22 protein-coding genes and 1 pseudogene are annotated in these 26,863 nt (G+C 46.6%); 21 read left to right on the plus strand and 2 right to left on the minus strand.

The features are described from left to right. Window positions 1-90: 90 nt before the first annotated feature. From TJ79_RS04215 to TJ79_RS04225, 4 genes are all read left to right on the plus strand, one after another. Window positions 91-774, plus strand: coding sequence for a response regulator transcription factor (locus tag TJ79_RS04215; RefSeq protein WP_040949021.1), 684 nt, complete (start codon window positions 91-93; stop codon window positions 772-774). Next, window positions 767-2,122: a sensor histidine kinase gene (locus tag TJ79_RS04220; protein ID WP_040949022.1), complete on the plus strand. Its 1,356-nt coding sequence runs from the start codon at window positions 767-769 to the stop codon at window positions 2,120-2,122. Before TJ79_RS04215 ends, TJ79_RS04220 begins: the two co-directional genes overlap by 8 nt. Before the next feature lie 82 nt (window positions 2,123-2,204). Beyond that, the gene (locus TJ79_RS27050; protein ID WP_155987769.1) at window positions 2,205-2,381 is read left to right on the plus strand and encodes a hypothetical protein; all 177 of its coding nucleotides are present in this window, start codon (window positions 2,205-2,207) and stop codon (window positions 2,379-2,381) included. Window positions 2,382-2,546: 165 nt separating this feature from the next. Continuing rightward, window positions 2,547-5,573: an efflux RND transporter permease subunit gene (locus TJ79_RS04225; RefSeq protein ID WP_040949096.1), complete on the plus strand. Its 3,027-nt coding sequence runs from the start codon at window positions 2,547-2,549 to the stop codon at window positions 5,571-5,573. Between the two features lie 198 nt (window positions 5,574-5,771). Here the strand turns inward: TJ79_RS04225 and TJ79_RS04230 are convergent, their stop codons facing one another. After that, the gene (locus TJ79_RS04230; protein ID WP_040949023.1) at window positions 5,772-6,347 is read right to left on the minus strand and encodes an undecaprenyl-diphosphatase; all 576 of its coding nucleotides are present in this window, start codon (window positions 6,345-6,347) and stop codon (window positions 5,772-5,774) included. A 427-nt stretch (window positions 6,348-6,774) separates the two neighbouring features. Here TJ79_RS04230 and TJ79_RS04235 point away from each other — a divergent pair, with 427 nt between their 5' ends. The 6 genes and pseudogenes from TJ79_RS04235 to TJ79_RS27930 all read left to right on the plus strand — a co-directional run. Next, window positions 6,775-7,428 (plus strand): TVP38/TMEM64 family protein, encoded by a 654-nt coding sequence (locus TJ79_RS04235; protein WP_040949024.1) that lies wholly within the window; start codon window positions 6,775-6,777, stop codon window positions 7,426-7,428. A gap of 189 nt (window positions 7,429-7,617) precedes the next feature. Further along, a complete protein-coding gene (locus tag TJ79_RS04240) occupies window positions 7,618-8,823 on the plus strand; it encodes a COG4705 family protein (protein ID WP_040949025.1) in 1,206 nt (401 codons plus the stop codon). Between the two features lie 190 nt (window positions 8,824-9,013). Continuing rightward, window positions 9,014-9,526 carry an SMI1/KNR4 family protein gene (locus TJ79_RS04245; protein ID WP_238322775.1) on the plus strand — a complete coding sequence of 171 codons (513 nt, stop codon included), beginning with the start codon at window positions 9,014-9,016 and terminating at the stop codon, window positions 9,524-9,526. 13 nt (window positions 9,527-9,539) lie between these two features. Further along, window positions 9,540-10,340: an Imm47 family immunity protein gene (imm47, locus tag TJ79_RS04250; protein ID WP_162162910.1), complete on the plus strand. Its 801-nt coding sequence runs from the start codon at window positions 9,540-9,542 to the stop codon at window positions 10,338-10,340. Between the two features lie 51 nt (window positions 10,341-10,391). Beyond that, entirely contained in the window at window positions 10,392-10,790 is a 399-nt protein-coding gene (locus tag TJ79_RS04255) for an immunity 22 family protein (RefSeq protein WP_040949027.1), read from the plus strand. Then, a pseudogene (locus TJ79_RS27930) lies at window positions 10,787-10,925 on the plus strand (type I methionyl aminopeptidase); the annotation flags it as partial. The gene TJ79_RS04255 and the pseudogene TJ79_RS27930, both read left to right, overlap by 4 nt. Before the next feature lie 351 nt (window positions 10,926-11,276). Here TJ79_RS27930 and TJ79_RS04260 read toward each other — a convergent pair. Then, window positions 11,277-12,146 (minus strand): helix-turn-helix transcriptional regulator, encoded by an 870-nt coding sequence (locus TJ79_RS04260; protein ID WP_040949028.1) that lies wholly within the window; start codon window positions 12,144-12,146, stop codon window positions 11,277-11,279. Window positions 12,147-12,179: 33 nt separating this feature from the next. Between TJ79_RS04260 and TJ79_RS04265 the strand changes: the two genes are divergently transcribed. The 11 genes from TJ79_RS04265 (at window position 12,180) to TJ79_RS04315 (ending at window position 26,824) form a co-directional block, all read left to right on the plus strand. Continuing rightward, window positions 12,180-12,884 carry a DUF4386 domain-containing protein gene (locus TJ79_RS04265; RefSeq protein WP_040949029.1) on the plus strand — a complete coding sequence of 235 codons (705 nt, stop codon included), beginning with the start codon at window positions 12,180-12,182 and terminating at the stop codon, window positions 12,882-12,884. Between the two features lie 54 nt (window positions 12,885-12,938). Beyond that, the gene (locus tag TJ79_RS04270) at window positions 12,939-13,382 is read left to right on the plus strand and encodes a cell wall hydrolase (RefSeq protein ID WP_040949030.1); all 444 of its coding nucleotides are present in this window, start codon (window positions 12,939-12,941) and stop codon (window positions 13,380-13,382) included. 405 nt (window positions 13,383-13,787) lie between these two features. Then, window positions 13,788-14,360, plus strand: a complete 573-nt coding sequence (locus tag TJ79_RS04275) for a DUF1062 domain-containing protein (protein WP_040949031.1) — start codon at window positions 13,788-13,790, stop codon at window positions 14,358-14,360. A 379-nt stretch (window positions 14,361-14,739) separates the two neighbouring features. Beyond that, on the plus strand, window positions 14,740-16,107 hold the full coding sequence (locus TJ79_RS25690) for a glycosyl hydrolase family 18 protein (RefSeq protein WP_052339251.1): 1,368 nt from the start codon (window positions 14,740-14,742) through the stop codon (window positions 16,105-16,107). 272 nt (window positions 16,108-16,379) lie between these two features. Then, entirely contained in the window at window positions 16,380-17,696 is a 1,317-nt protein-coding gene (locus TJ79_RS04285) for an ABC transporter substrate-binding protein (protein WP_040949032.1), read from the plus strand. Between the two features lie 411 nt (window positions 17,697-18,107). Continuing rightward, on the plus strand, window positions 18,108-18,632 hold the full coding sequence (locus tag TJ79_RS04290) for a hypothetical protein (RefSeq protein ID WP_202903284.1): 525 nt from the start codon (window positions 18,108-18,110) through the stop codon (window positions 18,630-18,632). Window positions 18,633-18,959: 327 nt separating this feature from the next. Beyond that, window positions 18,960-20,405 carry an SWIM zinc finger family protein gene (locus TJ79_RS04295; protein ID WP_040949033.1) on the plus strand — a complete coding sequence of 482 codons (1,446 nt, stop codon included), beginning with the start codon at window positions 18,960-18,962 and terminating at the stop codon, window positions 20,403-20,405. Between the two features lie 11 nt (window positions 20,406-20,416). Then, complete coding sequence (locus TJ79_RS04300; protein WP_052339252.1) at window positions 20,417-22,288, plus strand: hypothetical protein; 1,872 nt, start codon at window positions 20,417-20,419, stop codon at window positions 22,286-22,288. Then, window positions 22,206-23,297 (plus strand): ATP-binding protein, encoded by a 1,092-nt coding sequence (locus tag TJ79_RS04305; protein WP_040949034.1) that lies wholly within the window; start codon window positions 22,206-22,208, stop codon window positions 23,295-23,297. The genes TJ79_RS04300 and TJ79_RS04305 overlap by 83 nt, the downstream gene beginning before the upstream one ends. After that, complete coding sequence (locus TJ79_RS04310) at window positions 23,255-25,582, plus strand: DUF5682 family protein (protein WP_238322776.1); 2,328 nt, start codon at window positions 23,255-23,257, stop codon at window positions 25,580-25,582. Before TJ79_RS04305 ends, TJ79_RS04310 begins: the two co-directional genes overlap by 43 nt. A 3-nt stretch (window positions 25,583-25,585) precedes the next feature. Beyond that, window positions 25,586-26,824 (plus strand): VWA domain-containing protein, encoded by a 1,239-nt coding sequence (locus TJ79_RS04315; RefSeq protein ID WP_040949036.1) that lies wholly within the window; start codon window positions 25,586-25,588, stop codon window positions 26,822-26,824. The last annotated feature ends 39 nt before the right edge of the window (window positions 26,825-26,863 follow it).

The raw sequence follows: 26,863 nt of genomic DNA on the forward strand, positions 1-26,863 counted from the left end.
AAGCTACCGTATCATTTTATCGAGTTCACACAGAGTACAAGAAAGAAGGCTATAATCGACAGTAGTTTTATGGAGTCAGGAGGGCTGTGATTGACCACTATAATGGTTGTGGATGATGATCGACACATACGCCAATTAGTCCGATTTTATTTGGAGGATGAAGGTTTTGAAGTAGTGGAACAAGCGAATGGGGCGGAAGCGTGGCAGTATTATAATGGTCATGCGGTCGATTTGATTATATTGGATGTCATGATGCCTTTTATGGATGGCTGGGAGTTGTGTAGGCGCTTGAGAGAGCATGGAGAAAAGCCGGTCTTAATGATTACAGCTAAAAATGAACCCATGGATCGGATCAAGGGTTTTCAACTTGGAACAGACGATTATCTGGTAAAACCTTTTGAACCCATGGAACTTGTGTTACGTGTTAAAGCTTTGCTGAAGCGTTATAAAATTTCGGTTTCCGAAACCATCAATTTGGGGAGTATCTCGTTAGATAAAACAAGCTACCAGATCCGGAATAAGGATACAGGGCAGAGTGAATCGATTCCTCTTAAGGAGTTCGAGCTGCTTGCTGCGCTCGCCAGTTATCCGGGTAAGCTCTTCACGCGGGATGAATTGATCCAGAAAATTTGGGGGCACGATTATGAGGGAGACGAACGGACGATCGATACCCATATCAAACGACTTCGAGTTAGGTTCGGCGCCTATGAAGAGGATTTCAAAATCATGACGTTGCGGGGTCTTGGCTATAGGTTGGAGGTATATCGTGATTAAATCACTTTACGTTCGCGTTATCCTAGCTTTCGTCATTGTTCTATTTCTCAGCCTCATCCCAGCTTTTTATATGGTTACCTGGTTTTATGCTGAGAAAGTCCAAAATGTGGTTTTAGAGAACTTGATCGAAGGTGGCAAGAAAATCATTGATTCTTATGTGGCTTCTCCACCAGAAGTGCAGGCTACATTATTGGATGGGGTTACAGCGCTACCTAACTATTCTATTTTGCTCTTTGACCAAAACAGCAAGCTCTTGCACAACGGAGATCCATCGGAGATTCAAAGACTTCGCTTAACTAAAGATGAGATTCAATTGGTACTTCAAGGAAACATGTATCAAGTGATTGGAGAGCACAAGCGTCCGCTTGTAGCAGGGCTTCCATTTCAAATAGACGGGAAACCTTATGCACTTTTTCTTTCACCTGAGATAGACAGCATTCCTTTTGCTTCAATATTGAGAACCGCGCTTTTGCTTGTATTACTATTCGGCAGTCTTTTCTTTCTTGTTGCGGCACGTTTCCTCGTTCGACCCATTCAGATGTTGACCAAAGCAACACGCAAAATGGCCAAAGGAGAGTTTGATATCCGTTTGAATATTAGAAGTAAGGATGAAATCGGTCAACTAGCAAATAGTTTTAATCGAATGGCGTATGAGTTGGGAAATTTGGAGGCAGTACGTCGGCGGTTCGTTTCCGATGTTTCCCATGAAATTCAATCGCCTCTTACTTCAATAAAGGGCTTCACGCAAGCGATACGATATAAAAAAATGGATGAGCACGTGAGGCAAGACATGTTAGCAATCATCGAAGAGGAGACCGATCGACTTTCTCGTCTCGGCACTGATTTGCTTCAACTGTCATCACTTGAGTATGAACATTTAGTGCTTAATAAGAGTGTTTATCGGTTAGATGAACAATTGCGTCATGTTATCGTGGCATCCGAACCTCAATGGTCTAGAAAAAACCTGAATGTGGTGTTGGAGGCAGGGGAAGTAAATGTGCAAGCGGATAAGGATAAATTAAATCAATTATGGATCAATCTGTTTGGCAATGCTGTTAAGTTTTCACCTACTGGCGGGAATGTCCAAATTATAGTAGATCAAAACGACCAGGAGATTCGAGTATCGATCACAGACAGTGGACCAGGCATTCCACAAGAGGAAATTGAACACATTTTCAAACCATTTTATAAGGTGGATCAATCAAGAGATAAAGCAATGGGGGGCAATGGAATTGGCTTGTCCATTGTGAAGCGTATTTTGGATTTGCACAACGGAGAGATACAGGTTTCTAGCCGTATTGGCGAAGGGACCGTTATGACCGTCGCGCTTCCGAAAACACCAAAGTAAAATCACTATTTTATCTACGACACAGTGAGTTCACATTCATTTGTTATAATGAACTCGTAAACAAGAAAGGGGAGATTTTATAATGGAAAACGAACTGTTGTGGCAGATTGTTATTGGATCCCTCGGTTTGTATTACGCCATGCAAATCAATAAGAAAGCCATGTTAAATATAGAATCGACATCTTTACTACCCTCGCAAGTGGATCAGTCAGTTGTATTGATCGAAACGAGTAAATCAAAAGAAGAAGTGAAAAGGTAAAACAGGAAATAGACAAAAATGGATAATGGAATTCATCTGGCTCGTGTTCCTCACGAGCTTTTTATTTTCTCAAAAATTCCCCTGTCGATAATATTCGCTCCGTACACAGTGCGTACAAATTGGATTGATAAGATGATCCTATCGATAGGAGAGGAGAGAAAAAAGATGAATTGGTTAACAAAGTTCAGTTTGAAAAACAGCACCGCCGTTGTCATTCTGTGCCTACTTATATTGGGCTACGGGGTTTACTCAGCGATGCAAATCAAGCAAGAGACGCTTCCCGCAATGGATATGCCTACTGTTTACGTACAGGTGACACAGCCGGGGGCATCAACGGAAGAAATGGAATCGCAAGTTACGAAGCCCATAGAAAACAGTATAAAGGGCTTGAAAGATTACGATTCGCTCACGAGTACCTCTGCCGAAAACGCAGCCAATGTCATTGTACAATTTCCGTTCGGTTCAAATATGGAAAAGCTAACGGGTGATATTGAAGATGCGGTGGCAAAGATTAAACTTCCGGATGGAGCTAGCGTCAAGGTCCAACGGTTATCACTGGGTGCTGGGGCCATATACGAAGCTGCCATATTCTCTGAAAGGCTTGATTCTCAAGCGTTAGAGGAAAAGCTTCAGACTGAAGTCGTCCCACAAATACAAAAAGTCGCAGGCGTAAGCTCCGCTGAATTGAAGGGCACGACTTCTGATCGTTTAGAAGTCGTTGTGGAAAAAGATAAAGCCGCTCAACAGGGTATTACTTTGGGAGCTATTCGCACAGCACTGCAAGCAGTTAATTATGCCGTTCCTCTTGGTTCCGCAAGTGTAGATGAGACAACAATTCCGATCAAGCTGTCAGGTCAAGTTACTTCTCTGTCTCAGATCGAAAACCTGAAATTAGGAAACAACGGCGTGTTGCTATCGAATATTGCTGAAATCAGGACCGTTTCCACACAAGACGAAAGAACTCGTTACAACGGGGAGCCCAGCTTTCTGCTTGATGTCGTAAAGAATCAGGATGCAAATACAGCAAGCGTTACGGATGAAGTGAAGTCCCTTTTAGCAGACTATGTAGATAGCGGCGATCTGAGTATTCACGTCATTTCTGACCAAGGGGAAAATGTTAAGGAATCGGTTTCCGGGCTTATTCATGAAGGGCTTTTCGGCACATTATTTTGTATGATCATTATTTTCGTCTTTTTGCGGAATGTGAGAGCAACATTAATCTCTATCGTGTCGCTGCCCATTTCCGTTTTCGCTACTATCGCCGTTATGAACCAGATGGGTTATACGCTTAACATCATGACTCTCGGTGGGATTGCCGTTTCCATCGGCCGTATTTTAGATGATAGCATCGTCGTTATCGAGAATATCTACCGGTGGAAGCAAAAGAAAGGGGACGAATTGCGAGGTAAAGAGCTTGCAATGATGGCCACTCGGGAGGTTATGGGTGCTGTCGCTTCTTCTACCTTTGCTATGGTGGTTGTTTTTGCGCCATTGCTATTCGTTGGCGGCATGATCGGAGTCGTGTTCCGACCATTTGCCCTAGCTGTTGTCATTTCTATCCTGACTTCCTTGCTTGTTGCCGCCATGCTTATTCCCATTATGGGCGGAAAATTCTTCAACCGCGTTAAGCCGCACAAAGAAGGTGGGCGAATGATAACCATCTTCGAAAAGACGATTCGTGGGGCATTGAAGCGCAAAACACTCGTCCTTGTATTTTCCGTTTTACTTTTAGTTGGATCGGTTTGTTTGGTGCCACTGCTCGGCATGAGCTTCCTTCCCACTACATCGTTGCCATCGGCTTCTGTTGAAATAACCTTGCCGGTAAAAAGTTCCTTGGATGCAACCGATAAGGTTGGGAGCAAGGTAGAGAACTATTTGAAGGCATTGCCTGGTGCAGAAAGTTATCAGATCTCTATTGGCGGATCTCAAGATAAGAACATGACTGGCCTAGTAAGTAAAAATAAGGCCAAGGCAACAGTCCAGTTCGAGAAGGGTACCGATTTGGATTCGATGATCGAGCGGATGAACAGCGAAATTCCAGCAATTGCAGCGGCAGAAGTAACAGGAACAGAAATTGAAGTTAAGTCCAACGAAGTAAGCATGACTTCGGGAAATAATGTATCGGTAAGTATTTATTCCAATGATCCCGCCCAGCTCTCCGAAGCAGCCAAGCAAGTGGAAAGTACGTTGAACCAGGATGGTGACCTTAAGGATGTTACAAATAACATGAATGAGGTAACTCCAAAATGGGTCGTAACGCTAAATCAAGTCGGAATTGATGAAAAAATAAACCCAGGACTCATTGCCCAACTTGTTGGGGAACAACTGAGACCACTTGATGCAGGTGCTTACACAATCGATAACGAAAACCGAGAAGTAACACTTGCTTACCAGCAACAAATTGAATCTCGCTCTGAACTGGAAGACATCCAGATCCCAACCACAAATGGTGCGAAGAAACTTAGCGATATTGCTAACGTAACGGAAGAAAGTGCTTGGATTAAAGTAAATCATGATGATGGGAAAATGTATGCTGAGGTCAGTGCAACAATCAAAGATAAAGACGCAGTCCAATCGGTGACGAAACAAGTAAAAGAGAGCATAAATAATTTGTCTATGCCAAGTGGTGTTGAAGTTAAATTCGGTGGTGGAATGGAAATGATCGGAGAAGGCTTCAGCAGTCTTATTATTGCGATGGCTGTTGCCGTAGGACTTGTATTTATCGTAATGAGCATGACTTTTGGTGGTCTGATTACACCGCTGATCATTTTGACGTCACTCATCTTCATTCCGATCGGTTCATTAGGTGCGCTTCTTATTACTGGTGAGTCCCTATCTATCAGTGCCATGATCGGTATGCTGATGCTTGTCGGTATTGTCGTAACGAATGCAGTCGTGTTACTGGATCGTGTCGAGAAAAATCGTCTGTCTGGTATGGAAATTAGGGAAGCGATTGTTGAAGCATCGAAAACCCGAGTGCGGCCAATTTTGATGACGGCGTTCGCCACTATGTTGGCACTAATGCCGGTAGCGATATCTTCCGGATCATCGACCAGTTTGATCTCAGGTGGACTTGCAATTACCGTAATCGGGGGTCTATTCTCATCAACTTTACTCACGTTGATTGTCGTACCTGTTATTTATGAGCTTGTTTGGCGCAAGCGTAAGGTACGGAAAATTGAAACATTGTAAAAAGATATAACAAGGGGGAGCAATCAATCTCATTTAGAGGCTCAACTGCCATCTTACACCAGGGCACATGGATGGGTTAGAACCTGTTACGCATAAAGAAAACTATCTCAGGTAAAAGTATTTAAAAATGGCAGCCGTACAACGGCTGCCATTTAAAATGTTGTTTTCTCGAAAAATAAATAGCAGCAAATCTCCAATTCATGTGCGGGGTAGGAAAGGTACTTTTGCCGTGATGCCGCGATACAATCGGATTAAAAAAAGGTCTATGGGTTGCAATTGGCGTTGCAGCTTCGAAATGAGTATGGTCGTACATGCGGACAAGACGATCGCACCTGCGATATCTGCCGGGTAATGAACTCCAACATATACGCGCGCGATTCCTGTTAGAATGGCAAGCAACAGCATGAAGGACCCCGTTTTTCGTTTGCCGACCAAAATGCCGAAAGCGAGCGCAAATGCGAGCGTAGCATGGTCACTCGGGAAGGACGGGTCCGGTGCATGGGCAACCAATAGGTGCACTGCATGTCCGACGAATGGGCGCGGGTGGTTCACGAGCGGAGAAATGACCCAACCGCCGAGCAACAGGGCGATTGTCGCGGAAAGGACCGCGTGGAAAGCGAGCTTCTGGTTATGGATGTTGCCGGAAAGCCACAAACATGCAACGACTCCAATCAGGATCCAGACGAGGTCTTGCGCGAAAAACTCCATTATATCGTCGATGCCGTCGAGACGACCGGCCAAATCATTGAGCCAATGAAAAATGATCAAGTTCATAGTTGATGTCATACCTTTCAATTAAGTTATTGTTTCGGATACTCGTCCCATTATAGTTGTGAGATCGATACTATCGCAACGGATTTGAGACACTTAATAATGATTTAAGATTTTTCACCGTTTGTTTATTTTTGAGACATACAGTGAATCGCCTATGAATAAGAGAAAACACGCACTATCAAATTTAAAGAAATCATCAATAATTACTGTCATGACGACGATGCCATTCAGCCAGAGTTATGAAAATTTTAATCGTTCGTTTACGTCTTTTTAATGGCGAGAGTTTATCCTAATAGTAAGGCGATCGTAAGGTTCCAGATTTCCGCAGAGCGAGCGGTTTTTTCGTGTTTTCGATCGTGTAATACGTTACGGCCAAGTTCGCACTGTTTCGTAAGAATCAAATGTCATTCTAATACGGAGGTTGACATTGAAGATCAAATCCCGTTTGATTAGCGTCATTAGCTTTGTATTGATCGTCATCGCGATTGTCTATTATCTACATTTATTAAAAATCGGAGTTGTACAACACACCTTCAAAGCCGTACAACAAATAGGCCCATGGGGCGTATTAATCGGAATCATCGTTCAAACGTTCGTCAATGTCGTCCCAGTGCCAGGAGAGTTCACGACGTTTTTGTTAATGGAAATTTACGGCCCTTTTCTAGGAGGATTCTACTCCTGGATCGGCGGTGTTCTTGGAGCAATTGGTGCTTATTATTTGATACGGTGGCTATCTAAACCATTTGCTGGCGCGATAAAGGATATACCATATAAAAACAAACTAGAACGATTTGTGAGCGAGCAAAAGGCCTCGGGGCTGTTGACAGTCCGTTTTGTTCCTTTACTGCCTTACCATATGATCAATTACGCTTCTGGATTGCTAAAGATCGATATTAAAACCTTCATCTGGACTACGATGATCGGGCTCATGCCTTACCACATCGCAGTAAGCGGGATGTTTGCCGGCGTGAGGCGAGGATCCTTGGCGATGGGAGCCATAGGAGCCGCTGCTTTTATAGGTCTGATCCTATTCGGACGAACTCTAAAAAAACGCAAAGTAATGAGCATAAATGAAAAATAATCAATTCATTGTATATATGATGATGGAGGCGCTCCTGAATGGGAGCGTCTTTTTCAAATCTAAAAGAGGCATGAGTAATTTTTGTTAATAAAAACTTAAGTTTTGATTCACAGGAGGTTTAGGAATACAGGCTAATGTGAAAGAGAGATAATCGAAGTCGTGAAAGGAAGAAATGAAAGGGGAGACGAAATGTTAGCGAAACAGAACAAAATGAGTAAGATTCTTAGTAAGGTTCCGGAAGTAACCATTTTTTTCTGGGTCATCAAAGTATTATGCACGACCGTTGGAGAGACCTTTTCGGATTTTCTGAATGTTAATCTGGGAATCGGCCTGCCACTCACTACCCTCATAATGGGAATCGCATTTGTTATTGTCATTTATCTTCAATTAAGAGCAAAGAAATACGTTCCGGTACTTTATTGGCTCACAGTTGTGCTTATCAGTGTGTTTGGAACTTTGGTTACCGATAATTTAACGGATGGATTTGGCGTACCGCTTGAGCTTAGCACCATTGTTTTCAGTGTATTATTAGGATTAACGTTCCTATTCTGGTATCTAAGCGAAAAAACGCTATCTATTCATTCGATTTACACATTTAAAAGAGAAGTCTTTTACTGGTTAACGATTCTTTTTACATTTGCACTCGGAACTGCAGTCGGAGATTTGTATTCCGAGCAACTCGGTCTTGGTTATCTAAAAACAGGTATCATTGTCGTCATTATTATAGGCTGTGTAACCTTGGGCTGGAAATTTGCGCGGCTTAATGAAATTCTAGCATTTTGGGTTGCGTATATTCTCACTCGTCCGCTTGGAGCATCGTTGGGTGATTATTTGTCTCAATCCAATGTGAATGGCGGCTTAGGATTGGGTGCAACCATTACCAGTGTCATATTTCTTCTAGCGATATTGGCGATTGTCGTGTACCTTATCATTTCGAAGATCGATATTCTTTCCAATAATGAATCTGTGTCCCCAAACCACACAAGCGGTAACCCAAAGAATGTATTGGTTCAGACCATTTCGGTACTGTGCGTTTTTCTGGCGATCGGCATTGGGGGATATGTTTGGATGAATAATCACATCTCATCTCAGACCGTTTCTACTCAAACGACATTGACTGGGCAGTTATCAGATTTTATCAATATAGAAAACAATATTCTGAAGAACGTTAATTCTAACAGCATTTCAGATGCGAAAACGGGTGCTGATAATTTGGAACATGATTGGGACGATGCAGAGCCGAGTCTTCGAAAAATCGATCGGAAAACGTGGACCCAAATTGATGGCACAATCGATAGCGTTTTGGCTGCCGTTCGTTCTAAACACCCGGATGCGAGCAAATGTAAGTCTGCTTTGGATAATTCACTAACTGTACTAAACAATGCTAATCAATAAGGTAGTGATGTAAAGCAAACCGTCAGAGGTCTAACCTCTGGCGGTTTGTTTTAGCTTTTGTGGTTTGTTTTAGTATAAAACTTTGCCAAATTTGACAAGAACCTAGTTAATTTAGCCAATTTGATGATTGTATAATTAATTAAGATAAGGGATTTCAGAATGAGAATACATTGCTGATTTCATAGCTAATATGCTAGCCAGCAGAGAGAAATTTGAAGCTAGGGAAAAGAAAACAATAAGAAAAGGTGAAAATGTTATGGTGCAATTTACTGAAACAAACGGACCTCTTTCTGTGGAGATCATCGAACAATTTGAGTTGAAACATAGCATCAGCCTTCCTGAACAGTACAGAAGCTTTTTGTTGGAATTTAACGGGGGGCGGCCAATACCTAAACTATTTAAAATCTCTGATGAACAAGGACCGGATATCCTAAGAATGTTTTTTGGCATAGGAGAGATGTACAACAATCTCGCAGAAAACATACACATATATGAAGATAGATTACCAATAGGATTGATGCCAATTGGCAACGACCCCGGTGGTAATGTGATCTGTATAGGCACCGATGAGGAATATTATGGGAAAATATACTTCTGGGATCATGAGGAAGAATCCGAAGATCTCGATGACATAAGCAATGTTTATTTATTGGCAGATTCATTTGATGATTTTCTATCAGAAATGTATACAACTCCTGAATAGGATTGGAGACGAGATGATGGTTTTATTTAGCGATTTATTAAAAAGCCATTGGTATGGAGAAACAAATTCAGGTTGTGATATTGCTGTTTTAAGAGAATCCTTTGAACATGCAATGTCTGATCGGGAAAAGTTGATGCTCATCACTGAATTGTTGAAATTAGGTGATTTTTCCGTAAAAGCTGATCTACTCCAGATCATGAATATTACTAAGGATGAAGAAGTTTTAAGAGTATGTATTCGCTTATTTTGCTTAGTGGCATCACATAAAGATCTTTTAATTAGTGAGAATCTGTTGTTTCTTTCTGATGTATCAGAGAATAATGCTGACACGTTTGCAGCTGCTTCTCTATATACGTTATCGTATGATGTTATACCCTATCTGTTGGCTATGCTTGAAGAATGGGAAGATACAAATGTAGCAGGAACGATTAGAAATTCGTTGGATATCTTTCTAAATTATTCAGATCATTTGGATGAGGACGCGACAGTAGAAGAGATTGGGAACTATTACGTTGATTTTTTGAATGATGTGGTTGAAGAGCATTACTATTATTACTCCACTCCAGTTTTCCCTGGAAAATTAACGAAACAGATTATTGAGAAATCGGTTAACTCATTAAATACAAGCGTTCCTATAAGAACTAACGTAATTCCAACTTTGCTGTCCGTTTGGAGCGGAATAAAATGTCCGGTTCAATTTGATACGATTGTTGATAGCAAGATACTTGAGGACATCTATCAATACGCAGAGATGCTTTCCAAAATGGATTGGGAAACCGGTATAAAGTACTTTTATGGGCACCGGGTAGTTTAGTAACTAATTTATAACTTACGGCTAAAAATAAAATCATTACAGGAGGATCTAATGGGAGAAAGTGCAGGCGCGGTTTCGCTTTGGTTTGGAAACTGCAGACGGCAAAATGATCTGAATAAATATGTAGAAATAAAGTATGATGAACATGGAGATAGAGTTCGATCAATGTTCATGTCTGATTTCAATTTAGATTTTCTTGATTATAATCAGGATTTATTAGAATGTACTTTTAGGGAAACTTCATCTTCAACAATCTCGGAATTGCTTATGAATGCTTCTTTTTCTGAAGTAATCATACGTGAACTCGTTGAGTTTTACGGTGATGATTTAGCAGAAGAATATAATATAGCTATTCGATTATACGACTATGAATATGAAGATGATATTGAGGAGGCATTCCTAGATAGCAGAAAACTTACCTATATAGGTTCTGTAGTCTACGAGGACTAGTTCTCGGTGTCGAAAAAGCTGTTGTCGGAAACCGGACCACGATGTGATGTGATGCATGTGGTTCAGATCCATGCCAAGCAAAACGGATTCTCGGTGGTACGCGATCTGCTCGGTCATGGCGTAGGAAGGGAGCTCACTGATTCATTTCAGTGAGTTTTTTTAAATGGGTAGAAAGGTTAAGTTATTCATTATAACAAATCCTCGGAATCCGCGGAAGATTGACACAAATGCCCCTTGTATTCGGCGGTAGTGACATAAAAATCCCCTTTTATTATACCATTCCTTTCTGGAAAGAAACCTCTTGGTCCTACGCGCTCTATGCCGTAGGTAGGCAAACGCGAGAAGTGTTAGCCCTCATCGAATCCTTCAGTAACTTGTATTGGTAATGAAGCTGTCCGAGAGGTAGCGCAGGATTACAGCAAGATCTGGAAAGTACGACGAAGATCCTTATGGTATCTTGTGTTCATCCGATCCTTTGGAATAGCGCTATTCCTCATCGGAATCGATGGGCAGTTTTTTGATCGGAGCGTAGATATGATAGGTTGAACCAAGGTTGTGAACGTCATCGAAACGTTGGATCAACTCGATGTGGGAATCGTCCGTTTCCTGTCTAGAAATCTTCAGGAATCGCGCGTAATCCGTCTTCAGGACTTCGCCAATCTCGAGGAGACCGCCGGAATAAGTGAACTTGGCGCAGAAGAGCTGCGGCACGTCCACGGTGAAATAAAAGGGCTTTTCGATCCGGATATCCTGCGGAATTCCGAACAGGACATTGAACCGGGTGGAGTCAGGCTGGCAATTCGAATAGACGACATAACAAGGGCCTTGAACAGAGGAGTCCACTTCCTGCAGCAGCATGTTCGAATGGGACCGAATCGTCGTCTCGTAGTCTGCCGCCAAATCCACCTCGAAGACGATCCCGCTCAGCCGGATGGGCGGGATTTCCATAAGGGTAAAATCCGCGACCACGTCACCGTTGATATTCTTGATGGGCCTTCGAACGATGGAGGGGATCGGGACTGGAAGAATGGTAGGGTGATGAGCCTTCAGCGAACTAGGGGCCACGCCGTACTGGCGATTGAAAGCGCGGGTGAACGAGGAAGGTGTCCCGAAGTTGAGCTGGTAAGCAATATCGGTAAGGGACGTTCGGCCAGCTTGAATGAGGGGCAAGGAAGCGTTCAGCCTTCGGGACAGAATGTATTGATTCAACGAACAACCCATTATGGCCGAGAAAAGCCGATGAAAGTAGAACTTGGATATATTGAAGGAATTTGCCAAAGAGTCCAGCGATAAAGACTGGTCCAGGCGGTCCTCGATATGGATCAATGCTCGTTCGATAACCTCATAATGGTCCATAGGCATCTCCAATCGAATAAGGAGGTAAGAGGAATGGCGCAAGATAGAAGGAATGGAATCCTCATCGGGATTTTCTATATTTTAGCCGCGGTTACATCCGTCATTGCCGTGCTCTGTTACGCCCCCGTTTTGAACGATAATTGGTACTTAGCCGTCATCGATGGAAAAAAAACAGAGTTGTTGATCGGCGTCCTGAATGATCTCTTGCTCGTACTGACGGCGGTGGGGACGGCAATCATGTTGTTTCCTTATCTTCGCCGCTGGAATGAGCACCTGGCTCTTGGCTATCTGATCTTTCGATTTATGGAGGCTGTGTTCATTGCCATTGGCGCGGTGAGTATATTGGGGTTATTGCAGCTCAGTATTCACTATGAAGCAAATGGGGTGCCCAATCAAGACAATCTTATTGAGATCGGGTACCTGCTGCAGGGGATTCACCGCTGGACATCGATGCTGGGACCTAACTTTATGCTTGGAGTCAATACGACCTTGTATAGCTATCTGCTTTTTCAGACGAGGCTGGTGCCAAGACCGTTAGCACTGTTCGGAATGGTGACGGCGGTGCTCGTGTTTACGGCGGGGCTGCTGGAGATGTTCGGTGCTTTCGAGCCTTACTCGGCAGCTAAAGGGCTCATGGCTCTGCCCGTGGGCATATATGAGATGAGCCTGGCCGCCTGGCTGATTGTGAAGGGATTTAGCACTGTTACACAGGGGAGCATAACTAATTTGCCAGAGTAACACATCCGCTTCACTTATAATATGATAGCCTAGAAACCTTAAAGAGGTGATCCAATGGCAGTCGTAAAAGCCAGGAAACAGCATATTGATATGCTGGCAAGGCTGCTTCGAGCAGAGGCTGAGACCGAGGGCGAAATGGGTATGCTCTTAGTTGGAAATGTTGGCATTAACCGAATAAGAGCGAATTGCTCCGATTTTAAAGATATCCGGACAATTCCCGAAATGATAAACCAGCCCCATGCTTTCGAAGCCTTGCAACATGGCATGTACTATCAAAATGCAAGAGAAAGGGAACGCCGTCTGGCGCAACGGGCTGTGAATGGGGAACGGAACTGGCCAGCCAAATACTCCCTATGGTATTTCCGTCCAGGAACGTTCGAAAATCCCGGTCCATGTCCGCCAACTTGGTATAATCAGCCGTTAGCAGGACGATTTAGGAAGCATTGCTTTTATGAACCGACCGCGGAAGAATGCGAAAGTATATATAATACGTATTAATTTAATATTTTGGTCGCCGCGCTCAGCGCGGTTTTTCATTTAACGATATAAGTTCTTGTCTTGAAGTGAAGGGCAGAATTATTGGATAAAACGAATTATTCCGTTTTTATTATCGCGGTATAAGGATATATTTTTATAGGAGAAACAAAAAGGTGGGATCGTTGTGCCAGCATACCTGTAATGGTTAAGAAAATTTAATGGTTATTGCTTCTTCCATTGAAGGGGTTTTCTAACAAGGGAGCAGTCTGACCATTTTAACCATTACAGAGAACGCAGGATAATCTGTTATAAACCCTCCATCGGTACCCTACCCAATAGGGAACTCGCATATATAATATGGAAATTAGTTTTCCCATTAACTCATTACCGGCGTTCCTCTGATCTTCTAGAGGAGGAACCAAGAATATGATTTTATCAAGGAAATATCGTGTTGAAATTATCGCTTTAGAAACACCAAAGGTACTAAACAAATGCCATAGATGTAAAAAATCAACGGAGTTCTATTGTAGTGAAAAATTTAGAGGGAATGCACAGCAGAAGAGCATAGATATATGGCTCATCTATAAATGTGTACATTGTGATAGCACTTGGAATTACCCCATTCTGTCTAGAGTTCATACAAATTCAATGGATAAAGTTCTTCATCAGAAGTTTATGAACAACGACAGAGAGACCGCATGGGAGTATGCATTTCAAATGGATCAGCTATGCAAGGCATGCAGTGAGGTAAATACAAACATAGAATACACATTGAAAATCGAAACAGTAGAACATAAGGAAAATAATATTAAGATAATCTTGTTTTCCAAATACAAATTCGATCTTAGATTGGATAAGCTATTGAAAGAAATCCTTGATGTATCTAGGTCGAAATTATATCAAATGGCGGATAGCAGTAGCATCATCACGAGTCCGCAAGTTAGCATGAACAGTAAAATAAAAGAAGATTTGCTTATCACCGTTACAGCAATTGACTGATTAATTTAATAACCTAACGGAAATCGATAGTACCATATTCCCGAGGCTGCTGAACTCCATTCAGTAGCCTCTCTCAATGTTTAGTCTGAAAAAGATAAAAATAATGGCGGGCTCTCCGTCGATCGCCTTTCGATTCGGATCTGGCCAAACTGGGTTTGGGAGCATGGGGATGAGCGGCAATGACGCTCCAAGCTCGACTGAGACAAAAGTTATTAGTCCGAAGTACATGGCCTATGTTATCCTTTTGGTAGGTAACATGTTCACCGCATTCGAGAAGCTCCGTATGCGAAATTAGGTCGATCGATCAAATTCCATAAAGGCTATAAACGAGTGAGACAACAGGAGAATTCATTACCTTATTAGTGGGAGGTATAAGATTATGAAAAGAAAGATTTTGACAGCTTTCATAATTGTTATCCTCGCGGCTTCTCTATTTCCTCGGCAAATTAGTTTTGGCAAGGAAAATGGCAATTTTAAAGTCATGGGATACTTCACCGAATCTGCCTATTTGAATGATCCAATCGATGAAGCTGTTCATTTTGACGGACTGACTCACCTGATATACGGGTTTTTGAAGCCCGCTTCGGACGGCTCTCTTTATCCGATCGGACAGCCCGAAAGATTAAAGGAACTCGTTGATAAAAGTCATGCACATGGAGTGAATGTTGTCATCGCTGTCGGTGGGGTGTTCTACGGGACTGAACCGCTGTCAGGCCATTTTGAAGCTCTTGCCGGCAATGACGAAACCATACGGCGGTTTGTCCGGGAAGTACGGGATTTCGTGGAGACCTACAATCTGGATGGCGTGGAGATCGACTGGGAATACCCCGACGCCGAATCTTCCGCGGAGTTTGAACGTCTCATATTGGCGCTGAAAGACGTTTTATCCCCCATGGGCAAAACCTTGAGCGCAGCCGTGGCAGCAGCCGGTTCGGTAAATACGAAAGCTGAATCCGTACAATCCGTGACGGATATAGCCCTTGAGAACTTGAATTGGATAAATATTATGGCTTACGATTTGGCGGGAGGCCAGCATAGTCCCTATTGGTTGGCGGATGCATCCATTCAGTACTGGAAGAAAAGGGGAGCGTCCGAGGACCAGATCGTTGTTGGCATACCTTTGTATGCCAGACCAAGCTGGAAGCAATACAGGCATTTGGTGGCTTTGGATAAAGAAAATGCTTATCTCGATTTTGTGCCCGGCGATAAATTGGACTCCTATTATAACGGTCTCAACACCATCCGCCAGAAAACCAGGCTCGCTTTGAATAAAGGCGGCGGCATCATGTTTTTTGACATACAGGAAGACACCCGGGATGAAACCAGCGGGCTGAATGCCGCGTTGGATATGATACGAAGGTGTGAACAATATAATCTCAACGATTATTTTATTTTGGTGGACAATCGCGAGCTGTTGTATACACCGGAAGAAAAATTGGGAATGCCTTATCAAGACGGTCAGAATCGCATCCAAATCCCGGTAAGGAAGGCGCTGGAAGCCATTGGAGCAAAGATCGAATACGATCAGGCCTCTCAAACGGTCACTGCAAATCGTGGAGAAACAACAGTTAAGATCCACATCGGCAGTGAAATACTAGAAGTAAACGGTAATAAAAAAACCATGGACACCAAAGCCGTGGTAAAAGATGATCGTACCTATTTACCGTTGCGCTGGGTATATGAAAGCTTCGGCTACAAAGTAACCTGGTCCGAAAGCAGCAAAACCGTTCTGGTGAGTAAAAACTAGTGGAAGCAGCAAAGTAACGGCTCGGCTACGTAGAACTTTCGGGACTAACTTTTAAATTGCTTGTTCTCCTTTAAATCAGATAAAATTTTAAGTAAAAGCTTGAGAACCAGGCTTTTATTTTTTTTATGTAGATCATTTTGTGTCTTGGAAAATGGTTATTTTACGATACGGGACCATATGGCATATTATTGAAACTATGGAAGATTACAACCGTACAAACCACTATGTCGTAGGAATCATCGAATCTCATATGAAAGTGAGTTGTCGCTGAGATGAAAATCGGAAGACAATTGTTGGCTATTGTCCTGAGTTTGATTTTGCTCGCAGCAACCGTCGGCTGCAATAGCAAAGCCAAGTCGGAGCCGGAGGAAGAAACCATTACCGTATTGGTGTCTGATCAGGGAACTAGCGATCTCGGCATCCATATGAATTCGCTCATGGACGAAACCAAGCAACTCGTGGAAAGCAACAACCAGGGACTTCACGTGAACGTCGTTCGCGTTCCTTCTGAACAGTATGAAGATAAGATAAAAGAGTTGAGTCCCGATATCTTCTGGTACATGCCCAGCCAACTGAACGATTTGGAAAAGCAAAACAAGCTGATGGACTTGAATCTGCTGAACAGCGAGGGCTTGGATTTAACACAATATTTCGCGCCGAAATTGCTGGACATGACGACCGTAGATGGCAAGCTGTTGGGCATTACGCTAGCGGCTTACGACATGTCGATAGGCTACAGCAAAGAATGGTTCGATAAAGCTAACCTCCCGTATCCGACATCGGATTGGACTTGGGACGATTTCGTCTCCACGGCGATCCAGTTGAAACAGGCGAACGCCGCAGGTATGGATAGCGCATACGGGGCCATCATCCCACTATTTCCTGAGTTTGTCGAATCGATCGCCATGGGCAAAGGGAGTGGTTTTTTATCCCCGGACGGGACGACGGCTTCCGGCTATTGGGACGGCGAACCCGCCGTCGATACGGTGAAATGGCTGCAAAATCTCATCCGGGACGGCGTTATTCCAAAGGATACGAGCGACATGCAATCCATAACCGATTCCCTCGGATTGACAACTGGCATGCTCCTTTCGATATCTCCTCTATTTAGTGATCTCGCGAACAGCGGCAAACCCATCGCCACGGTCAGCATGCCGCACTTTACCGACGGCGAGAGGGTTAGTGCGCCCTATATTACCGTACTTGGAATATCGTCGGGCAGCAAGTATCCCCATGCCGCTATGAAATACATTCAAGCGCTTACGCTTGAGGACAATAATATTACGAGGCAAGCGTTCCAAATGGGACTTAGCGTCTCCAAAGCCGTATTCGATAAAATCGGCGATAAGGTAGCACCGTACATCGTGCAGGAATATAACGATCTACAATTCGCCCAGAAGCGTTCCTTTATGAAATCGATGGCTTGGAACGATATATTGATGCAGTACTCTAACGAGTGGTACTCTTTATTCGCTACTGACGAAGATCCCGCTCCCAAGCTGACCGATATGGCCAAGCGGATCGACATCACACTTGCTGAAGCGGCGCAGAAACGGGCTGAAGCAAGCGAAAGCGCGAGTCCGCAGTAATACGCAACGAAAGAACGCCCCCAATCACGATTGAACCGTGATATGGGGGCGTTAACTTTGCCCAAGTTTGCCTTAACAAACGTAGATGATATTTTTGTTCTCATGGTTTCATTTTCACAAGTTAAGGCATTGAATCCTTATGGAAAGAAGGGAGGCGATACTGCCGATTATAGGCAATGTGGTAACACTAATTGCATTTTTCATTGAAGGACATAAATTAACCAACATTGTCGAAAATCGACTTTCCAGGGTTGGAGCACCCTGATCTATACGTCGCTGGAAGTGGGGTAGGGGGGAACTGGGAAGAGGGCTATCGCCCAAGCCAACGCCAGCGTGCTGACATATACATTCAATTAAGCACCAATATGAAAATGCAGAAACGAATGTATATTCATAAAGAGGATGAATCATATGGCGAAGATCCCTAACTTCCCCCAAAAGCTAATGGATGAGCATGCCCGATGGCATATGAACCATATGAATCGGGACTTGCGTCCGGGCGACGGTATTTCGTTCCTTCGGTTCCATCGAAGTTTTTTGAGAAAAGCCCTGCGATGGTATAAGTCTCAGGGGCTCGATCTCCAAAGAGTGACGCCGTGGTCCCGGATCCCATCGGTTATCAAAGCCACCCCCGGCTGGGACAGTCAACTGCAGGAAGCCGAGGACCGTATGGTTGAGAGTCTGGGCTTGTTCAAGTCCTCGGATGAACTGGGCCGGTTCCTGCTGATGTCCTCGCTACACGACTCCATTCATGTCCTCGGCTCGGAGGTTTACGGAGACCCAGATTTCGGAGTCATCCTTAGATCCCCTCGAAGCACCCTGTTCTATCGCTGGCATGGCTTAATCGACCGATGGTGGAGGAAGTACCAGCAACTGAACAACAGCAAAAAGACAAAGACCAAGACAAAGACCAAGACCATGAAGCCCACTCGGTGAGCGGGCTTTGGTCTGAAATAGGTGGGGATAGTTTGACCGCCGATTTGATCGGGTATTGAAAGGTTGACTGAGTTCAGTGACTAGGGTTAACTCATAGGGCGTTTGTTGTTCTCTATGATGTCTTGGGTATTGCGGCTGAAAAATGTGGTGGAGATGTTGCAAGTTTGCTTCGAGCAGTAATTGAGACCGAAGGCGAAATGGGTATGCTCCTTTCTGGAAGACCGCGTAAATCGTGGTCTTTTAGTTATGAAGAAATTGCCGAAAAGACAGGAAATTATTGCTCTTATGTGGAAGATAGTAGCATTCTGACGGATTGTGAGGTTGACAATGGCTACGATAACGGAAGCGTACGTCGACAGCTTGGCGCCGAATGCCGGTGCGATCAAGAACGGACGTGACTTGGTCAAGAAGAATAGTTTTCCCCAGTTGCATGAAACCGAAGATGGGGTCTTGTTGTTCGGAGAATGCGCAGGAAGCGGAAAAGAGCCGTACCGATGCTCCGTGGATTTCGTGAACGAGGCGAATCCGGTTTTCCGATGTACCTGCCCAAGTAGGCAATTTCCATGCAAGCACACGCTGGGCCTTCTCTATGCCCGCGCATTGGGCAAGACCTTCGCGCGAGCGGACATCCCTCAAGATATTGTCGAGAAACGTGACAAAGCGGAGAAGCGCGAGGAAAAGAAAAAGGAAGCGGCCGCGGTGCCGCCAGAAGAAGCGTCGAAAGTGAAGCGCAAGGTGAACAAGTCTGCCCTCGCCAAGAAGATAGCCGTCCAGTTGGACGGTCTCGCTACCTTGGAAAAGCTCGTGCTGCAGCTGACGCAATCCGGTCTGGGAAGCGTGGACAAGAAGACGCTGCAAATGGTCGAAGAGCAGGCGAAGCAGCTTGGCAACCACTACATTCCGGGGGCGCAGGCTGGTCTTAGGGAGTTCGTGATGACGATGCAAACGGAGGGAGATAAAGAAGCGGTCTACACGGCTGCCATGGAGCAACTCGTTATCCTGCGGGCTTTGACCAAGAAGGGTAAAAGTTATTTGGAGCAGCGGGCGGCGCAGCCGGAAATGCCGATGGATACGGAAACGACGCTAGAGGAGCAATTGGGCCATGCATGGCAACTGGCTGAGCTGCAGGAATACGGGCGTGTGGAATCGGACGCGGAGCTTCTTCAGCTTGCGTTCACATCCTATACGGATCAAGCACGTGGCGAATTCGCGGATACGGGATGGTGGGTCGATCTGCGGAACGGCGCTATACGTGTGACCCGTCATTTACGGCCCTTTCGCGCGGCTCGAGCGCTTCGGGAGGAGGATACGTTCCAAGCTGTCGTGAAAGCCACGGAGCTGTTCGTTTATCCGGGTGAACTTGGTGCAAGAGTGCGATGGGAGACGGCAACATTCCGCGAAACGGAAGAGTCGGACTACGGCAGGGTCAAATCGGTAGCGGCGGCTTCGTTTCCGGAAGTGATCAAACAAGTGAAGAACGTCATCAAAAATCCTTTGGCGGATAAAAAACCCGTGATGCTGGTCGCGTTTCAATCCATCGAGAGAATCGGGGATAGCTTTATCCTTCGAGATGCGCTGGGAAAGCAGCTTCCGCTCACGGATTTCGCGGAGAACGGAAGGCCGACGACTCCGTTGATTTCCCTACTCGGGGACGAAGAACGGAAGGATCAAGCCGGACTTGTCATGTTCAGGCATGATCCGGGCGATAACCGTCTGGGCGTCCAATTATTAAGTATCGTTACGGATAGCCGAATCGTTCGGCTGCTGTATTAAGGAGAGACGATATGAGTGTAGACATTTTGTTCGATCTGCAGCAAGAGACGCGGCGCCTATTCATAGCCGGGAGTGCGATGGCTGCAGGCGATCTTCGGCTGACTAAGATATTGCCTTCCCTTCGGAAGCTGGGCGAGTCCGCTCCCGTGTTCAAGCGTCTCGCGGATGCGGTCGACGAACTGCTAACGGCGGATTGGGAAGAGAGCGCCGCGAAACTGCTGGAACTTGGCACGCTTCTCAGCGCTGTTTTATATACGCAAGGCAAAACGGAGACAGCAGGGGAATCGCAACCGGTTGAAGGAACCCCAATCGGGTTTAAAACGGATGTTCCGTACCGCAAGCTGCACCCGCTTATCGAGGCGCTAACGACCAAAGGACAAGGACGTTTGGAACAGCTTAGGGCTGCTTTCGAAGACGGAAGCTTCCTTGATTTACGCGCAATCCCAGCCGTATGCTCGGCTCTGGACGAAAGCTATTCGGAGATTCCGGACTTCGTTCAAGAGAAGATGATTCCCGCTTTCGGAAGAGATGCGGTTCCCGTCTTAAGGAGCCAATTGAACCTGCAAGGCGGCAAAGGCGATGGCAGAAGACTCCTGCTCCTTCATTGTCAACTCGGAGGATCCATGATTGAACTCGTCACGGAATCAGCCGTTTCCGGTTCACCGGAAGTCAAGATCGCGGCGATCTCGATTCTGGGCGAATACCCTGAACAGGAACCGTTATTGTTGGAGCTTAGCCTGGAAAAGCGCAAAGAGGTTCGTATCGCAGTTTATTTCTCATTGGCGAAGGTTGGAACAGGCCCAGCCTTTCAACAATTGTATAAAGCGGCGACTTCGAAAGATCGCGAGCTTGCAGTCGAACCGATCAAGATGAGCGAGTCTCCCGAGCTGTTGGTACGAATCATCAATTATGGCGAAGAGGCGTTGAAGCGTTATTCTAATTTGGAAGGAAGCGATAAAAACGAAGCGGTGGAACAGATCCGCATCGTCATCCGCTGCTTGGAGGGATCAGGCAAACGAATGGCCGCAGAAGCCTATCCGTTCTTGTGGAAACTCTTATCCACTGACGCTTTTCTCGTGCAGGAGACAGAGACCGTGCAGGAAGCGGCAGCAGAGCTGCTTCTTGAGCTGGATATACCGGAGGCTGACCGATTCGCTGTCGAGCTCGGCGATAACGGGAAGGGGCCTTTCATCCGTCATGGTTTCTGTGCCGCCAACAAGCTGATGGCACCGGCTGATGTCTATCTTCGCTTCGCTGGCGTTTTAAGCAGCGGAAAATCTAAAGTAGCGAAGGAGTTGCTCGTTGCGATCCGAGGGCTGGCCGCAAATCAATTGCAGGCAGACGAGGAGCAAGACGGATTAAGAGCCGTTTCCGAGGCGGCATGGGATCCCCGTTGGATAAGGCAGTTCATCCGATTGGATCAGCCCGATTTGGTTTGCCTATTCGCTCAACGCTCTGACCCGGAGATTACGGATTTCTTATCCTCAAAATTGAAAGATACCCAAATCAATGACCGGAACGTAATGGACATGCTGCTAACCCTTTTTCGAATTCGGTTCAATAAAGCTCCTGAACTTCTCATGGGAATCCTAGAGAAGAGTTCCGCCCGTAGCTTGTATTACCTCAATTGGAAATTAAAGCAACTTATTGCCAATATGCCGAGAGCCTATGCGCCTCGACTTCGAGCATTCGCAGAGCAATTGGCTTACGAGTCCGTGCGCAATGAGATGATGCCTATCGTTGAAGCATTGGAAGAAAAGCAGATGATACAAACGAAGAGAGTGGAAGGAGCCTATGGGGATGGATCAAAAACAAGATGTCTTAAGATTGCCGGCAGAAAAGCTGTACGCGAAAGAGCTTGCGGCGCTAAGGGAAGCGGATAAGGATGCTAGACCCGCAGGGTGGCAATTGTCGCCCAAAGCGGTTCTGACATACATCACGGGAGGCAAAGCGGGCGATGCGATCATTACGCCGAAATATATCGGTAACAAGCGGCTTGTCGAGATGGCGATCGCAACGCTGCTGACCGACCGGGCGCTGCTTTTGATCGGAGAACCGGGTACGGCCAAGTCTTGGTTGTCGGAAAATTTGACCGCCGCCATTCATGGCGACTCCTCGAAAGTCATTCAAGGAACGGCCGGCACAACTGAAGAGCATGTTCGCTACTCCTGGAACTATGCGCTGCTGCTCGCACAAGGGCCTACGGAACAGGCGCTGATTCGCAGCCCGATCTTCCGCGCGATGGAGTGCGGCGGTATCGCACGCTTCGAGGAGATATCTCGCTGTGCGTCAGAAGTGCAGGATGCGCTGATTTCCATCCTGTCCGAGAAGGCGATCGCCATTCCCGAGTTGAACCGTGAGATGGCGGCAGAGCGGGGATTCTCGATCATTGGGACTGCTAATACGCGCGACCGGGGCGTAAACGAGATGTCGGCAGCTCTTAAAAGAAGATTTAATATCATCGTTCTGCCTGCGCCGTCCAGTTTGGAGATGGAGATTGATATCGTAAGAAGGCGGGTTGGCGAGATCTCCGCCAGTTACCAATTACGCGCATCTCAGCCCGATGAGGAGACGGTCCGTAAGGTCGTCACGATTTTCCGGGAGCTTAGAAGCGGACTTACGTTGGACGGCAAGGAAAAAGTGAAGGCTCCGACCGGCGTTATTTCGACAGCCGAAGCAATCTCGCTTTTGACCGGCAGTATGGCGCTGGCGGGCAGCTTTGGTGACGGTAAGGTCAGCGACGAAGACGTGGCGGCAGGCTTACAGGGGGCCATCGTGAAGGACGAGGAGAAAGATCAGGCCGCTTGGAAGGAGTATTTGGAGAACGTGATGAAAAAACGGGGTGCCTCATGGCGGAGTCTGTACGGTGCATGCTCGGAGATCAACGGGTGAGCGGGGAGCGGGAACCCCATTATTTCGGCATTCGGCATTTGTCTCCAGCCGGAGCTTATCATCTTCTCTCGCTTCTTGACGAGGTAAAGCCGACAGCCGTACTGATCGAAGGGCCAAGCGATGCCGGCGAGTTGGCTAACCAGCTTGTGTCCCGCGGTGTCGTGCCTCCGGTCGCCTTGCTGGCCTATACGGAACAATTGCCCGTGCGAACGGTGTTATATCCGTTTGCCGATTACTCGCCCGAGTACCAAGCGCTTAAGTGGGCAAATCAGAATGGAACACATATCGATTTGATCGATCTGCCCACGGAAGTATCCCTTGCTCAGCTCGAACGTAAAAGGAGATCTTCATCGCCGATCGAAGAAGAGCGGCCGGATTTGTATATGCGGATCGCAGAGCTTTCGGGTGAGCCGGATTACGAAGCTTATTGGGAACGCCATTTCGAGCATTGTCTTGAGCCAGGTGTCTATCGAAGCGCCATCGCACACTTTTCCTCGGAGATGCGGGCCTTGACGGAAGAAGATGAGTTTCGGCTCTCTCCAAAGGAATGGGCTTATAACGAGATTCGCGAATCCCACATGCGGCGTAAGATCCGGGATACTATCGAAGCCGGTCACTTACCTGAGAAGATCGTGGTCATTACAGGGGCGCACCATACGTCAGCCCTATCTTTGAAGTTTCCCGTAATGATGGACGAGGAGCTTGCGCTCCTGCCTCGAGTATCGACAAGAATGACGGTCATGCCCTATTCGTATTACAAGCTCTCCTCGCATTCCGGCTACGGAGCGGGCAACATGGCGCCTGCCTATTTTGAACTGCTCTGGCAGTGCATACGGCAAAGGGAACCGGATCGGCTCCCGGCGTTGTATATGTCCTCGGTCGCGACGCGGCTGCGGGAACAGGGAACATGGCGTTCGACCGCATCCGTCATCGAGGGCGTGCGGCTTGCCGAAGCATTGGCATCTTTGCACGATGGCGTTCGTCCAACCTTGAAGGATCTGCGAGACGCAGCGACAATCCTGTACGGTCACGGGGAATACTCGGTTATCGTGGAGGCGCTGGCGAAGACGGATATCGGCACTGCCATCGGAAGCTTGCCCGAAGGTGTAAGCCAGACTCCTGTACAGGATGATCTTAATCGGGAATTGAAGCGGCTGAAGCTCGAGAAATACAAAACGCTGGTCGCCTCGGATTTGGATCTGGATTTGCGGGAGAACCGCCAGGTCAAATCGGAGGAGTCAGCCTTTCTCGATCTGAATCGGTCTATTCTGCTCCACCGGCTGGCCGTATTGGGAATCCGGTTCGCACGCAAACATCACTCGCGTCAGACGGACGCTACCTGGGCGGAGCATTGGGTGCTTCAATGGTCGCCGGAAGCAGAGATCGAAACCGTCGAATCCACGCTTAAAGGAGAGACCGTCGAGCTTGCCGCTGCTTATGTCATTCACGAGGAACTGCTGGTATGCGCCGATATCTCGGAAGCGGCGAAGATAATCCGCCGCTCCGGCGAGTGCGGACTTCCGCAAGTCGCCGGCCAAGCGGTAGCCGTACTGCAGCAGCTAGCCGTCGATGCCGGTAACTTTGCTCAAATCGCGGAGACAGTCCTAGAGCTATCCATCCTGCTTCAATATGGCTCTGTTCGCCGAATCGATACGGAAGCTTATCTTCCGATTATGAGGCAGCTTTTCCTGCGGGGCTGTCTGATGCTGGTCGAGGCTTCCGGCTGCAATGATGATGCAGCGGCCGATATGATTACCTCGATTCATGCCATGAACGCCGTTGCGCAAGAGCATTATGCGGAAGTTGATGAGGCGCTTTGGTTATCCAAACTAAAGGAGCTTGCTGCTCGGGACGATCGAAACGCGAAGCTGTCGGGCTATGCTTTCTCCATCGTGCTGGAACGAAACATTGCCGGTGAAGAGGATTGTGCGCGTGAAGTAGCTCGCAGATTGTCGCCGGGTATTCCGGCCGATCTGGGCGCGGGTTGGTTCGAAGGGTTATCCATGCGCAATCGGTATGCTCTGTTATCGCGGGATTATTTATGGCGGCACTTGGACGCATATATTCGAGATTTGGAGGCGGAGCCGTTCAAGCGCTCGCTCGTCTTCTTGCGCCGTGCGTTCGGCACCTTCGAACCGCGGGAGAAAGCGAGTATTGCTGAACTGCTCGGAGATATCTGGGGAACGGGAGCGGAAGCTTCCGGCGAAGCTCTGCAGCGCCAGCTTAGCGAGGAAGAAAAGGAGAAACTCGATGAACTTAATGATTTTGACTTCGGAGATCTATAGCCTATGACGACGATGGATTCGGAACAGTTAAAGCGTTGGCGGCTAATCTTAGGAGCCGCAGCGGATGAAAAGCTGCAAGCGGTAAGCGGCACGGTGATGAACGCGCACCTACTTGACGAAGATAGTTTGCTGATGGACGAGGCTTTAGCCGCGATATACGACGGAACAAGCGGCGATTTTGGAGTCAGCGGAGGATCGGGAACGGGGAAGGGGAGTGCTGGAGGCGGTCCGAGATCGGCCGGTCTTGGCTCCTCCTCACCGAAATTGGCGAAGTGGCTCGGTGACGTGCGCTCTTTTTTTCCATCGGATATCGTTTCGGTTATTCAAGCGGATGCCGTTCAGCGCAAAGGATTGACGAGGCTGCTGTTCGAACCGGAGCTGCTTTCGCAGGTGAAGCCGGATATTGGAATGGTGGCCACCTTAATGTCCCTCAGTGGGCAAATTCCGGAACGGACGAAAGAGACGGCACGAGCCCTTGTTCGGGAAGTTGTCGATGAAATCGTGCGGAGGCTTGCCAACGAACTAACCCGTGCGGTGACAGGAGCTCTCAACCGAAGAAGGCATTCCCCACTGCCATCGCTGACTGGACTCGATTGGGACAAGACCATACGAACAAATTTGAAGCATTACGACACGGAGCGCAAGCTGATCATACCGGAGAAAGTCTATTTCTTTGATCGTGCGCGCAAAAGCAAGGAATGGACGGTCATTCTCGATATCGATCAGAGCGGGTCGATGGCGAGTTCCGTTATCTATGCTTCTATTGCCGGTTCTATTTTCGCAAGTATGCCGTCGCTCCATACTCATGTTGTCGCTTTCGATACGGAAGTCGTCGATCTCAGCGAGGCGTGTGAGAATGATCCGGTGGATCTTCTGTTCGGCATTCAATTGGGTGGAGGGACGGATATTAATAAATCCGTCGCCTATTGCGAATCTTTCGTTACAGAGCCGAAGAAGACGATTTTCCTGCTTATATCGGATCTTTACGAAGGCGGCAACCGAACGGAAATGATCCGCAGGTTGAGAGAAATGCATGAATCCGGCGTCCGAACGATCTGTTTGCTAGCACTCTCGGATGACGGTATTCCATCGTATGATGAAGAAGTCGCGCGGAAGCTCTCACAATTCGGCATTCCTTGTTTCGGTTGTTCACCGGATAAACTGCCGGAGCTCATCGAAGGCGCTTTGAAGGGGATGGATCTTCAGCAACTGGCGGAGCGCTTGATGAAAGCTAAGGGATGAGAATCGGATAACAGATAAAGTCGCGGTCATCTATTGATC

It is taken from the genome of Gorillibacterium massiliense, from assembly GCF_000455485.1.
Taxonomy (GTDB): Bacteria; Bacillota; Bacilli; order Paenibacillales; family NBRC-103111; genus Gorillibacterium; species Gorillibacterium massiliense.